Raw genomic sequence first — 12,365 nt, forward strand, 5'->3', positions numbered from 1 at the left:
CCACAGCCGGAGCCCACCACCCACCCCCCCCCCCCCCCCGGCCGCCCCGGCCCCCCCCCCCGCCCGCCCGCCCCCCCCCCCCCCCCCCCCCCCCCCCCCCCGGGCGGCACGGCAACCGACGCGCCTTCGAAAGCGACCCGCTCGGCTTCCTGCTGCACCAGCAGCAGTACGGCGACCTCGTCCGCGTCGACGACGGCCTGTACCTCGCGAATGCGCCGGCCCTCGCGGAGGAGGTCTTCAAGCACACCAACACCACGTACGCCATCAGCCGCGACCTGCTGGGCGAGGAGACCGACGGAGGCCGCGCCTCCGAAGACCTGGCCCTGTGGATGCGGGCCCGCAGCCTGGCGGGACGCGGCCTGAACCGCACCAGCATGCGCGCCGCCGAGGACCGCCTCGCCGCCACCGTCGCCTGGCACGCACAGGCCTGGCGGGCGCGCGGCACGGTCGAGGCGATTCCCGCACTGGAGGACCTCAGCGCACACCTCATCGCCGAGTTCTGTCTGGGGCCGGACACCGGCGGGGTTCCCGCCCTCCTGGCGCGGCTGCAGGACGCGCTCCTGCCCCCCGTACTGCCCCTGCCCGCCCGCTGGCACGTCCTGCGCGCGCGGCGCCTGCGCCGCGTCAACCGCGACCTGGCGGCCGAGGTGTCCCGCCTGATCCGCAGCCGGCGCGCGACACACCGGGACGGCTCCCCGCAGGTGGTGGCGGACCTCCTCAACACCGCCCGTGACGAGGGCGCCATCACCCATGAAGGAGCCACGAGCATCATCGTCGCCAACCTGTTCGCCGCCCACGAGACGACCGCCGCGGCCCTCGCCTGGCTGTTCCTCCTCCTCGACCAGCACCCCCGCATCCGCCGGCAGGTACGGGACGAGGCCGAACGCGAACTCGGGGGCCGCCTTCCGACCGCCATGGACGTCCCTCGCCTGGCCGTCACGGAATCCGTCGTGAAGGAGACGCTCCGGCTGTACCCGCCCCTGTGGCTGATCGAAAGGACCGTCGAAGAACCCGCCGAACTCGCCGGATACCGGCTGCGCCCCGGGCAGCGCGTCGCCGTCAGCCCCTTCGTCCTCCAGCGGGACCCCCGCCACTACGACGAGCCGGCCGTGTTCCGTCCCGGCCGCTGGACCGGCCGCTCCCCCGCCGCGGCCCTGCCCAAGTACGCGTTCATGCCCTTCGGTGGCGGACCGCGCACCTGCCTGGGAACCCATTTCGCCACCACCGCGATGACCATCACCACCGCCACCCTCACCAGCAGCTATCAGATCACCCGTACCCCGGGCACCACGCCTGTCTTCAGCACCCGCACCATCCTCCAACCGCACAGGCTCACGCTCGACATCACCGACCACCCGCCCGGCCGCCGCCCGCGTCCCGCCGGGACGCCGGCCCCCGCGGACCGTCCGGGGACACCCCCCGGCGGCCGGTGCCCCTTCAGCGACACCACGGTCTGACGGCCGCACCACCACGGAAACCGGGGACGGGCTGGCTACGCTCTGCACCATGAACGACTCCGACACCGCGAAGGCCGTCCTGGAGGGCGGGCCTGCGGACCTCACGGAACGCGTCGTCGCCCAGCCCGAGGCGGGTGCGGACGTGAAGCTGCTCTTCCGGGGCGGCTACGAGCACTTCAGGCGCACCGAGCGCACGCAGGACACGGCGGAGGGGCGGCTGCCGGTGTACGAGTGGTGGGAGCGCACCGAGCTGCCGGGCTGACCGTCCAAGAGCAGTCGGATGACTGAAGCCGTCCGCGTGCCCCCGGCGGCACAGTGGTGTTGCCCCGCGAGCCGAGGCCGCGGGGCGACACCACTGACAGCGATGAGGGCAGGGAAGACATGAGGAACGCGCGCAGGACGGCGATGAGGCTCGCCGTGGGCGCCGCCACGCTGACCGCGGCGGTCGTCGCCACGGCGACGAGCGCGAGCGCCTACGTGCTCACCGACATCCAGACCGGATCCGGCAAGTGCCCGGCCAACTGGGTGTGCCTGTGGAGCGAGAGCAACTTCGTCCGCGGAAATCCCGCGGGCGGATACGACTTCGGGGCCGTGGGCTCGGACCAGAACGTTTCGGACATGGGGAAGTTCGTCTTCGAGAGCAAGCTCTTCCGCTGGAAGGGCATGCAGGATTCCGCCTCCTCGGTCGTGAACAACACCGGCAGCGGCATCTGCTTCTACGAGCACAACAACTACGGCGGCCTGGAGTTCAGGATCGGTCCCCGCGAGCAGTGGGCATCCGTGCCGGGGTGGATCAACGACAGGATCAGCTCCTTCAAGTACTGCTGACCCCGCTCCTACTCCAACTGAAGAGGGACCCGTGTTTGTGAAAAGCAGGATGAGGACGCTCGGGCTCGCCGCGGTCGCCGCCGCCGGGCTGCTGGTGGCCACCGCCACGTCCGCGAGCGCCGCAAGCGTCTTCGACATCGGCCACGGGGCCGGGTCGTGCCCCAACAATTACGTATGCCTGTGGTCGGAAGGCAATTTCATCCAGGGGAAGTTCGTCTACGACCACAAGTTCGGCTCCTTCGCCTCGAACCAGAACGTCGGCGACATGGGCAAGCTGGCGCGTACCTCCACCGGTGACAAGGGCATGCAGGACGTCACGTCGTCGGTGGTGAACAACACGGGGAGCGCGATCTGCTTCTACGAGAACAACTGGTACGGCGGGCTTGAGTTCAGGACGGGGCCCCACGAGCAGTGGGCGTCCGTACCGGGATGGATCAACGACAAGATCAGCTCCTTCACGTACTGCTGACCCGCTCCTCCTCCATCTGAACGGATGATGATGACATTGCGCAGGAAGACGGCGCGGCTCGCCGTCAGTGCCGCCACCGTCGCCGGGCTGGTCATGACCGCGGCGACCTCCGCCGGCGCCTCCGTGCTCCTCGGTATCGGGCAGGGCGCCGGAGCGTGCCCGGGCAGTCATGTCTGCCTGTGGTCCGAGAACGACTTCGTCGGCGCCACCAGCGGATCCAAGTTCGGTGCGATCGCCTCGAACCAGAACGTGGGCGACCTGGGGAAGCTGCAGCGGGACGGCGCACTGTGGACGGGCATGCAGGACATCACCTCGTCCGTGGTGAACAACACGGGGAGCGCGATCTGCTTCTACGAGCACAACAACTACGGCGGACTGCAGTTCAGGATCGGCCCCTGGGAGAAGTAGCCCTCCGTCCCGTCGTGGATCAACGACAGGATCAGCTCCTTCACGTACTGCTGAGGCACAGCCGGACGGCCGTCGGCTGAGGGGTCCGTCGTCCCGGGTGCGCGCCCGGGACGGCGGACCCCGCTCCGTGTGCCCGGGCCGAGGGCCGCTCCTCGGTCTGACCGAATCCATGCAGGTCAGCCGGGCGGGAACTCCGTAGGATGGGGTGGAGCTCCTCCGGGAGGAAGCCCTGCCCGGAGGTCCCATGCCCCACCACGCGACACGCCGGCTCCTCGGGCGGGCCCGCGAACTGGAGCTGCTGGAACAGCTGTTGCGCGACGTGCGGGACGGGCGCAGCCGGGTGCTGGTGCTGCGCGGCGAGGCCGGTGTCGGCAAGTCGGCGCTGCTCGCCCATCTGGCCGAGCGGGCCGCACCGTCGCAGACGGTCCACGCGGCCGGGGTCGAAGCCGAGTCCGACTTCGCCTACTCGGCCCTGCAACGCCTGTGCGCCCCTCTGCTTTCCCACCTCGACCGCCTGCCGCCGGTTCAACAGGACGCCCTGCGGGTGGCGTTCGGCCTGAGCGCGGGGCACCCGCCCGAGATGCTGCTGGTCGGGCTCGCGGTCCTCGGGCTGTTCGCCGAGGCCGCGGCCGCGTCACCGCTGGTGTGCCTGGTCGACGACGCGCAGTGCCTGGACCTGATGTCCCAGCGGATCCTGGCGTTCGTCGGGCGCCGGCTGGACGCCGAGTCGGTGGCGCTGGTGTTCGCCGAACGGGCCGCCGGCGGGGAGGGGTCGGAGGCCTTCGCCGGCCTGCCGGACCTCACCCTGCGGGGGCTGGCCGACGCCGATGCCCGGGCCCTGCTCGACGGGGCGCTCGTGGCGCCGGTCGACGCCCGCGTGCGGGACCGGATCGTCGCCGAGACCGGCGGGAACCCCCTCGCCCTGCTGGAGCTGCCCCGTGACCTGTCACCGGTGGAGCTGGCGTTCGGCTTCGCGCGGCCCGGCGCGGGTCCGCTGGCTTCCCAGGTCGAGGAGGGCTTCCGGCGGCGGGTCGATGCCCTGCCGGCCGACACCCGCGCCCTGCTGCTGGTCGCGGCGGTCGAACCCGTCGGTGACGCACCGCTGCTGTGGCGTGCGCTGCGTCTGCTCGGCATCGGGGCCGAGGCCGGGGCGGCGGCTGAGACGGCGGACCTGATCACGCTGGGGGCGCCGGTGCGGTTCCGCCACCCCCTGGTGCGTTCGGCCGTCTGGCGCGGTGCGGACGCGGCCTCGCTGCGGGCGGCGCACCGGGCACTGGCCGAGGCCACCGACGCCGGGCAAGCCCCCGACCGGCGCGCGTGGCACCGGGCCCACGCCGCGGTCGGGCCGGACGAGGAGGTGGCCGCCGAGCTGGAGCTTTCCGCCGACCGGGCGCTGGCGCGCGGCGGGCGGGCCGCGGCGGCCGCCTTCCTGGAACGCGCCGCGGCGCTCACCCCCGACCCGAAACAGCGGGCGCGGCGGGCGCTGGCGGCCGCGGCGGCCCACCTCGCGGCGGCCGTGCCGGCCCGGGTGCCCGACCTGCTGGCCGCCGCGGAACTGGGGCCGCTGGATCCGCTGCAGTCGGCCCACGCCAGCCGGCTGCGGGCGAAGGCGTCGGCGATGACCGAGCCGGGGCTCGGCGCCGTGCAGCCGCTGCTCGACGCCGCGGGCCGTCTTATGCACCTCGACCGGGCCGCCGCGCGGGAGACCTGTCTCGCGGCGTTCGGCGCGGCCATCTGGGCCGGCCGGTACGACGGGAGCGGGCTGCGGCGGGCCGCGGCGGCGGCACGGGAACTGCCGCCCGGGGACGAGACGGCGGGGGTCTTCCTCCGGGCCCTGGTCACCTGGACCGAGGACGGACCGACCGCCGCGTTCCCACTCCTGGCGCGGGCGCTGCGCTCGCTCACCCGTGACGAGGACCTCGCCGTCCTGTGGCCGGCCGCCAACGCGGCCGTGGAGCTGGGCGACCTCCGGGCCTGGCTGGACATCACCGGCCGGGCGGTGCGCTTCGCCCGGACGACGGGTGCGCTGTCGGTCCTCTCGACGGCGCTCCCCTACCGGGCGGCCTCGCTGTGCTACGCCGGGCGTTTCGAGGAGGCGCGGGACCTGCTGGCCGAAGCACCCGCCGCCGGTGATGCGGCGGGGGTGGCGACGAACATGGTCTCGACGGCCCTGCTCAGCGCCTACCAGGGGCGGGAGAGGCCGGCGCTGGAGCTGATCGGGGCCATGGAGAGGGAGGGCGAACGGCGCGGTCTGGGCCGCCTGACCGGCATGGCCGCGTGCGCGCGGTCCGTGCTGCACAACGGTCTGGGCAACTACGCCCTGGCCGTGGAGGCGGCGCTGCGGGGCGGGGAGTACCAGGACCTCGTCGTGCACCACTGGACGGACTGCGAGCTGGTGGAGGCCGCGACCCGGGCCGGCCGTCCGGACGTGGCGGCCCGGGCGCGCGAACGGCTGGCCGACTGGGGGCGGGCCGGCACACCGTGGGCCCTGGGCGCGCAGGCGGTCGCCGACGCCCTGACCGGAGCGCCGGAGCGGGCCGAGGACCGCTACCGGGAGGCCGTGGACCATTTCGCCCGGGGCGGGCTGGGGGTGTTCGAGGCGCGGACCCGGCTGCTGCTCGGTGAATGGCTGCGCCGCCGCAACCGGCGGTCCGACGCCCGGGACGAGCTGCGCGAGGCACACTCGGCGGCCTCGGCGATGGGCATGGAGGCGTACGCAGAACGGGCCCGGCGCGAGTTGCTCGCCACCGGCGAGACCGTTCGCGCACGGATCCCGGGCCCGCCGGTGCTGACCGCGCAGGAGGCCCGGATCGCCCGGCTCGCGGCCACCGGGCACCCGAACGCGGAGATCGGCGCGCAGCTCTTCCTCAGCCCGCGCACGGTCGAGTGGCACCTGCGCAAGGTCTTCGCCAAGCTGGGGGTCTCGTCGCGCCGCGAGATCGACGGGGCCCTGGCCGACCGGTGACGGCGCCCGGTCCGGTCGTCGCGGTTCAGAGGCGGTCGGCGTCCATCACCGCCCGGGCGAACTCGGCCGGCGCCTCCTGCGGGGCGTTGTGGCCGACGCCGGGCAGGACGCGGTGTTCGTACGGACCGGTGAACAGGTGCCGGTACCCCGAGCCGTCGGTCGTGGACAGGAAGGGGTCGAGGGCGGGGTCCAGGGCGAGGGACGGCACGGTGATGGGCGGCCGGGCCGCGAGCAGGCGTTCGTAGCGGTCGTAGCGGCGTTCGCCGTCGGCCAGGCCGAGGCGCCAGCGGTAGTTGTGGACCACGATGGCGGCGTAGTCGGGGTTGTCGAACGCGGCGGCGGTCCGCTCGAAGGCGGCGTCGTCGAAGTTCCAGGTCGGGGAGGCCTCCTCCCACACCAGGCGGCACAGGTCGTGCCGGTTCTGCCTGGTCTCCATGGCCGTGCGGCCCCGGTCGGTGGCGAAGTAGTACTGGTACCACCAGGTGTGCTCGGCCTTCGGCGGCAGCGGGTTCCTCTGCGAGGGGAGGTGGGTGACGAGGTAGCCGCCCACCGGCACCAGGGCCTTGACCCGCTGCGGCCACAGGGCGGCGACGACACCGGCGGTCCGCGAACCCCAGTCGAAGCCTGCGAGGACCGCTTCGGGGATCTTCAGGGCGTCCATCAGGGCGATGACGTCCAGGGCGACCGCGGATTGCTGCGCGTTGCGGACCGTCTTCGGGGAGAGGAACGCGGTGGTGCCGTGGCCGCGCAGGTACGGAACGATCACCCGGTAGCCGGCCTCCGACAGCAGCGGCGCCACGTCGGTGAAGCTGTGGATGTCGTAGGGCCAGCCGTGCAGGCACAGGACCACGGGGCCGTGCGGCGGCCCGGTCTCGGCGTAGCCGATGTCGAGCAACCCGGCCCGGATCCGCTTCAGCGGGGCGAAGGCGGTGCGGCCGCCCGGTGCGGCGGCCGCGTTCGTCCCCGCGCCGACGGGCAGGGCGGCGGCAGCCACCCCGAGGCCGATGGCCTGGGTGACGGTACGCCTGTCGATCATGTCCGTTCCTTCCTGGAGGGCTGCTGGCCCTCTCCACTCTCCACGGGCAGCCGGCCGTCGGCATCAGTCATGTGACGCTCTTTCATCCACGGGCGCGGCGGGCCTCAGGCGCGGGAGAGCGCCTCGCCGCGGGTCAGTGCGTCGCGCAGCGCCGCCCGGGTGGTGATGCCCAGTTTGGGGAAGGCGCGGTACAGGTGCGAGCTGACGGTGCGCGGCGACAGGTGCATCCGCCGGCCGATCTCCTTGTTCGTCAGGCCGCTCGCGGCGAGGTCGGCGATGCGGCGTTCCTGCCAGGTCAGCGAGGCGGCGCGGGCGGTCGAGGCGCGGAGCGGGGCCCCGGTGGCGCGCAGGGCGGCCCGGGTCCTCTCGGTCCAGCCGGCCGCGCCCAGCCGCTCGAACTCCGCTTCCGCACGATTCAGTTGGTGACGGGCCTCGTCCCGGCCCTGGGCGTGGCACAGGCGGATCCCGTGCGCGAGGCGGATCCGGGCCAGTTCGAACGGGAAGCGGGCGGCGTCCGGATGGGCCTGCGCGCGGGCGAACATCGCGGCGGCCTCCGGCTCGTCCCGCGCGGTCATCGCCAGCGCGCCGTAGGTGATCAGGGCCTGGCGGGGCGAGACGTCCGGCAGGCCCGCGTCGCGGGCGGCCAGGGCGTGCGCCCGGGCCTGCTCGGCACGCCCGCTGTGCCGGGCGGCCTCGACGAGGTCGAGGAGGGTGCGCGGCGCCTGGTACGCGTACGGCCGGAACGCGCCGGGCCGGGTGATGGCGGCCAGGTGGTGGTAGGCGGCCTCGTGGTCGCCGGCGCCCAGCGCGGCGGTGGCGGCGGCGGATTCGGTGAGCTGCGTCAGGAACCCCAGTCCGCGCGGACGGGCCCAGGCGTCCACCTGGGCGCACAGGTCGCGGGCGCGGTCCGTGCGGCCGCGCAGGGCCGCGAGGTGTGCCAGGTAGGCGCGGCTCTGTGCCGCGAACAGGTGGTGGCCGTGCCCGACCGCCAGGTCGAGGACGCGCTGCCCGGTCCGCTCCGCCCCGTCCCATTCGCCGACCGCCGTCTGGTCCAGCATGATCAGGTGCAGCATGACCATGCCGGCGGCCACGGCCCCGGTCTCCACCTCGTGGTCCACGACCCTCTGGAGGTGGGGACGGCAGGTGTCGAGGAGGTCGAGGTGGTACGCGGCCACGCCCAGCCGTGCCGCGTCCCAGGGCTCCATTTCCGGTAACCGTGCGGCGGCCCGCCGCAGCTGCTCCGCCCGGCCGGCTCCGTGCCGGTTCACGTCGCTCCAGGTGTCGCCGTAGAGACGCGCCCGGTCGGTGGCGGGGCCGCCCGTGGAGGCGAGCAGTGAGCGGGTGCTCTCCCAGACGGCGCGGTCCCCGCTGTACTGGCTGATCGCCAGCAGGAGGACCACCAGCCGGTGGAGTACCTCCTCGGTTTCGGTGCGGGTGGCGGCCGGGCCGCCGGCGTCGCGGAGCCCCTCGATCGCGGCCGATACCTGCGCCCGGGTGGAGCGGACGTCTCCGTCCTGGTAGAGCGCCTGGTAGGCGGCCGCCAGCACCGCGCCCGGCGGCTGCGCCGCACCGGGCGCGAGGCCGCTCCGGGCCAGCCGGTGCGCGTGGCCGGGGCGGGCGGCGTGGCCGGCGACGAAGGCCGCCTCGGCCAGCCGCCGGGACCGGTCGTCGGGGCTCTCGCTGAGCTCGGCCGCCCGGCTCAGCCAGGTCACCGCCGTCAGCGCGCCGCCGCGCCGGGTCGCGGAGGCGGCCGCCGCCTCCAGGATGCCGGCGACCGCCTCGTCGGGGCCGGCCGTCGCCGCCGCCAGGTGGGCCGCCCGGCGTTCCAGGTCCCCGCGGTGCAGCCGCGCCAGGGCCAGGTGGGCGGTGCGGCGCTGGTCCGCGGTGGCCGTCTGTACTACGGCGGACCGTACGAGCGGGTGGCGGAAGACGAGTTCGCCGGTGGCCGGTGCGATGTCCAGCAGTCCGGCGGCCACCGCCGCGTCGGCGTCGCGCATGACGTAGCGGGTGCCGGGTACCGCGTCCGCCCGGCCGGGGGTTCCGGCGCCGTCGAGCGCGCCCGCGAGGAGCTCGGCCCGCACCCGCTCGTCGAGGGACGCGATACGGGTGTCGAACATCCGTTGCAGCCGCCGGGACAGCGGCACGCCGTGCGGGCCGGCCGAATCCTCGTCCGGGAGGCCGCCCGGCCGACCGGTGGGTTGGACGGGCAGCTCCAGCAGGGCCAGGGGGTTGCCCTGCGCCTGCGCGAGGACGAGTCGGCGCAGCCGCCGGTCCAGCTCCGGGTGCCGGCGGTCGAGCAGGCGCGCCGCGTCCTCCTCGGACAGGGGCCGCACCGGCAGTTCGGGCAGGGCGGCGGTGTCCCAGCGCGAGGCCGTGTCGGTGCGGACCGCGACCAGCAGTTTCACCGGACCGCCGGCCAGGCGTCGGCCCACGAAGCCGCAGACGTCGGCGCTGGCGTCGTCCATCCACTGCCCGTCGTCGAGGACCAGCAGGGGCGGCCGCCGGGCGTGGCTCCGCGTCAGCAGACGCAGGACGGCGATGCCGAGGGCCATGGCGGAGGGCGGCCGTCCCGGGGCTCCGCCGAAGGCGGCGTCGAACTCCGCGCGGCTCGCGTCGCCTTCCGGGCGTGCCGTGGCGGCGAGCAGCGGATGGAGGAACTGGTGCAGTCCGGCGTAGGGCAGGGCGGACTCCGCCTCGACTCCGGCGGCCCTGAGGACGACACGGCCCTCCTGCGCGGCCAGCGCGGCAGCGTGGTCCAGCAGCGCGCTCTTGCCGACCCCCGCCTCCCCCCGCAGCACGAGCGCCTGTCCGGTGGCGGACTTCACGAACGCCTCAAGCCGCGCCCGTTCCTCCTCGCGGCCCACCAACGCCGCGCTGATCGGTTCCATGCCCGTCCTGTCTCCCGCCGCTGCCGCTCGCCCGCGCGAGGGCGCGGGGGCGGTGACGGCAGCGGATCCCCCGCAGCCGGTCGGCTGCTCCGTGCCACGGATACCGGTGGGTACCCGCTGCCCACCCTCCCGTACCCGGGCGCCCGTCGAGCCCGTGCCCGACCCTGGCCGGTACCCGGGCCCCGCGTCTTCCCGGGCCGCGGGGGCGCCCGGGTGTGCGGAATCCGTGTGCCGGTGGCGGGGCGGAGGTCATTCGGGGCGGGCGAATCGGTGGGCTGCCCAGAGGAGGGCGAGGACCCCGATCGTCACGAGGACCCCCGCTTCGAGGGCGAGCGGGGGCCGGCTGCCGAACCATTCGACGCCCGTCACGGCCGCGTGGTGCGGCTCACGGACCGCGATGGAGCGGCGCAGCAGGTCGACGCCGTAGGCGAGCGGGTTCCCGGCGGCCAGGGTCCGGGCCCAGCCGGGCAGGTTCTCCAGCGGGAAGAAGCCGCCGGAGAGGAACAGCAGCGGCATCATCACCAGGCCGAGCAGCATGTGGAACATCTCGGCGCGGGCCAGGCTCACGGCCAGGGCCAGGGACAGCGCGGTGATGGTGAAGGAGGCCAGCACCATGCCGGCCAGCAGCAGGGCCAGCAGGAGCGGATCGTAGGGCAGGCCGACGGCTCCGGCGAGGGTGAGCAGGACCGCGCCCTGGACGGCGGCGACCGCGGTGCCTCCGGCGCAGACGCCCAGCAGGAGGGTGGAGCGGCGTACGGGTGCCATCAGCAGTTCGCGCAGGTAGCCGCTCTGCCGGTCGGTGATCAGCCGGATGCCCACCATGATCGCCGGACCCTGCACCGTCATCATCAGCATGCCGGGGAACAGGTACGTCCGGTAGCCGACGCCCAGCGCCGCCTCGGGGATCAGGGCGGCCAGACCGCCGCCGAGGACGAAGAGGTAGAGCACCGGCTGGATGAGCATCAGCGCGGTGTGGACGCGCTGGTGCGCCAGGCGCAGCAGATCGCGGTGGACGAGGGCGTGGACGGCGCGCAGTTCGCCGCGCAGGCGGTCGAGCGGCGCGGGCTCCGGGACGTCGGCGGCGGCCGCGGGGGCTCCCGGGGCCCGGAGGGCGGATGTCGTCACGCCCCCTCCTCGGCGGCCGCCGTCGTGGCGTGCGCCCGGGGGCGTGCGCCGCGGATGCTGCGGCCGGTGTGGTGGAAGAAGACGTCGTCGAGCGTCGGCGGGGTCGCGGAGGCCGCGTGCACCGGGATGCCGTGGTCCGCCAGGGCGGCGCACAGGCGCGGGATCCAGGAGCCGCCGTCGGGCACGCGCAGGGCGATCCCCTCGCGATCCAGCGTCGTACGGGTCTGCGGCGGCACGGCCCCTCGTACGATCTCGCGCGCCGCCGGGTCGTCCCCGGTGCGCAGCACCACCCGGTCGTCACCGATCGCGGCCTTCAGCGCGCGGGGGGTGCCCTGGGCGACCAGGCGGCCGCCGTCGATGATGGCCAGGCGGTCGCAGTTCTCCGCCTCGCCCAGGTAGTGGGTGGTGACGAACAGGGTGGTGCCCTGGCGGTCGCGGAGGGTGCGCAGGTGCTCCCAGACCTGGGCGCGGGCGTGCGGGTCGAGTCCCGTGGTCGGCTCGTCGAGGAACAGGATCCGCGGTTCGTGCAGGAGGCCCCGGGCGAGTTCGAGGCGGCGGCGCATGCCGCCGGAGAGGGTCCGCACCGGGGAGCGCCGCCGGTCGGCCAGCGCGACGGCCTCCAGTGTCTCGGTGGCGCGCCGGCGGGCGTGGCGGCGGCCCATGCCGTAGAGGCGGGCGTGGATGTGGAGGTTCTGTTCGGCCGTCAGGTCCATGTCGAGGGCGCTGTGCTGGAAGAGCATCCCCACCTGTCGTCGTACCCGGTCCGGCCGGCCGAGCACGTCGGTGCCGGCGACCGTGGCGCGCCCGGCGGTGGGCCGGGTCAGGGCGCAGAGCAGGGCGATGGTGGTGGATTTCCCCGCGCCGTTGGGGCCGAGGAAGGCGAAGGTCTCTCCCTGGTGCACGTCCAGGTCCAGGCCGCGTACGGCGTGGGTGGCGGTGCCGTCCGGGCCCGGGTAGCTCTTGGCCAGCCCGCGCGTGCTGATGGCGTACGCCGTCCCCGGGTCCGAGGGGGCGGCGGCCGCGAGGGGGGCCGGGGCGGGGGCGTCGTCGCGGGCGTGTGGCTGCATGGGCGGTGTCCTCGTCTGCGGTGCGTGGTCTGCGGACTCGGGCGGGCGGCGGGGGGGGGGGGGGGGGGGGGGGGGGGGGGGGGGGGGGGGGGGGGGGGGGGGGGGGGGGGGGGGGGGGGGGG

The 12,365-nt window shown here is 74.9% G+C and carries 10 protein-coding genes; 6 read left to right on the forward strand and 4 right to left on the reverse strand.

Going from position 1 to position 12,365, the window contains the following annotated elements; all coding sequences use genetic code 11:
* From WDV06_RS33455 to WDV06_RS33480, 6 genes are all read left to right on the forward strand, one after another.
* A partial coding sequence (locus WDV06_RS33455; protein WP_395513582.1) for a cytochrome P450 occupies positions 1-1,457 on the forward strand: 1,457 nt, incomplete at its 5' end.
* A gap of 49 nt (positions 1,458-1,506) precedes the next feature.
* Positions 1,507-1,719 (forward strand): DUF5988 family protein, encoded by a 213-nt coding sequence (locus tag WDV06_RS33460; protein WP_045952115.1) that lies wholly within the window; start codon positions 1,507-1,509, stop codon positions 1,717-1,719.
* A 119-nt stretch (positions 1,720-1,838) separates the two neighbouring features.
* Positions 1,839-2,285: a peptidase inhibitor family I36 protein gene (locus tag WDV06_RS33465; protein WP_395513583.1), complete on the forward strand. Its 447-nt coding sequence runs from the start codon at positions 1,839-1,841 to the stop codon at positions 2,283-2,285.
* Positions 2,286-2,334: 49 nt separating this feature from the next.
* Positions 2,335-2,754 (forward strand): peptidase inhibitor family I36 protein, encoded by a 420-nt coding sequence (locus WDV06_RS33470; protein WP_395513584.1) that lies wholly within the window; start codon positions 2,335-2,337, stop codon positions 2,752-2,754.
* A 36-nt stretch (positions 2,755-2,790) separates the two neighbouring features.
* Complete coding sequence (locus WDV06_RS33475; RefSeq protein ID WP_395513585.1) at positions 2,791-3,162, forward strand: peptidase inhibitor family I36 protein; 372 nt, start codon at positions 2,791-2,793, stop codon at positions 3,160-3,162.
* 244 nt (positions 3,163-3,406) lie between these two features.
* A complete protein-coding gene (locus tag WDV06_RS33480; protein WP_395513586.1) occupies positions 3,407-6,127 on the forward strand; it encodes an AAA family ATPase in 2,721 nt (906 codons plus the stop codon).
* 25 nt (positions 6,128-6,152) lie between these two features.
* Here WDV06_RS33480 and WDV06_RS33485 read toward each other — a convergent pair whose 3' ends face one another.
* The 4 genes from WDV06_RS33485 to WDV06_RS33500 all read right to left on the reverse strand — a co-directional run bounded on the left by WDV06_RS33485 (position 6,153) and on the right by WDV06_RS33500 (position 12,243).
* Positions 6,153-7,163, reverse strand: a complete 1,011-nt coding sequence (locus WDV06_RS33485; RefSeq protein ID WP_395513587.1) for an alpha/beta fold hydrolase — start codon at positions 7,161-7,163, stop codon at positions 6,153-6,155.
* Positions 7,164-7,267: 104 nt separating this feature from the next.
* Complete coding sequence (locus WDV06_RS33490; protein ID WP_395513588.1) at positions 7,268-10,051, reverse strand: helix-turn-helix transcriptional regulator; 2,784 nt, start codon at positions 10,049-10,051, stop codon at positions 7,268-7,270.
* 249 nt (positions 10,052-10,300) lie between these two features.
* On the reverse strand, positions 10,301-11,176 hold the full coding sequence (locus tag WDV06_RS33495; RefSeq protein ID WP_395513589.1) for an ABC transporter permease: 876 nt from the start codon (positions 11,174-11,176) through the stop codon (positions 10,301-10,303).
* On the reverse strand, positions 11,173-12,243 hold the full coding sequence (locus WDV06_RS33500) for an ATP-binding cassette domain-containing protein (RefSeq protein ID WP_395513590.1): 1,071 nt from the start codon (positions 12,241-12,243) through the stop codon (positions 11,173-11,175). The genes WDV06_RS33495 and WDV06_RS33500 overlap by 4 nt, the downstream gene beginning before the upstream one ends.
* Between the last annotated feature and the right edge of the window lie 122 nt (positions 12,244-12,365).

The organism is Streptomyces racemochromogenes (assembly GCF_044129415.1).
In the GTDB taxonomy this organism is placed as follows: Bacteria; Actinomycetota; Actinomycetes; order Streptomycetales; family Streptomycetaceae; genus Streptomyces; species Streptomyces racemochromogenes_A.

Coding starts and splice junctions, on each gene's coding strand:
- WDV06_RS33480 (WP_395513586.1), top strand. CDS start 3,407: ATGCCCCACCACGCGACACGCCGGCTCCTCGGGCGGGCCCGCGAACTG.
- WDV06_RS33470 (WP_395513584.1), top strand. CDS start 2,335: ATGAGGACGCTCGGGCTCGCCGCGGTCGCCGCCGCCGGGCTGCTGGTG.
- WDV06_RS33465 (WP_395513583.1), top strand. CDS start 1,839: ATGAGGAACGCGCGCAGGACGGCGATGAGGCTCGCCGTGGGCGCCGCC.
- WDV06_RS33500 (WP_395513590.1), bottom strand. CDS start 12,243: ATGCAGCCACACGCCCGCGACGACGCCCCCGCCCCGGCCCCCCTCGCG.
- WDV06_RS33460 (WP_045952115.1), top strand. CDS start 1,507: ATGAACGACTCCGACACCGCGAAGGCCGTCCTGGAGGGCGGGCCTGCG.
- WDV06_RS33490 (WP_395513588.1), bottom strand. CDS start 10,051: ATGGAACCGATCAGCGCGGCGTTGGTGGGCCGCGAGGAGGAACGGGCG.
- WDV06_RS33485 (WP_395513587.1), bottom strand. CDS start 7,163: ATGATCGACAGGCGTACCGTCACCCAGGCCATCGGCCTCGGGGTGGCT.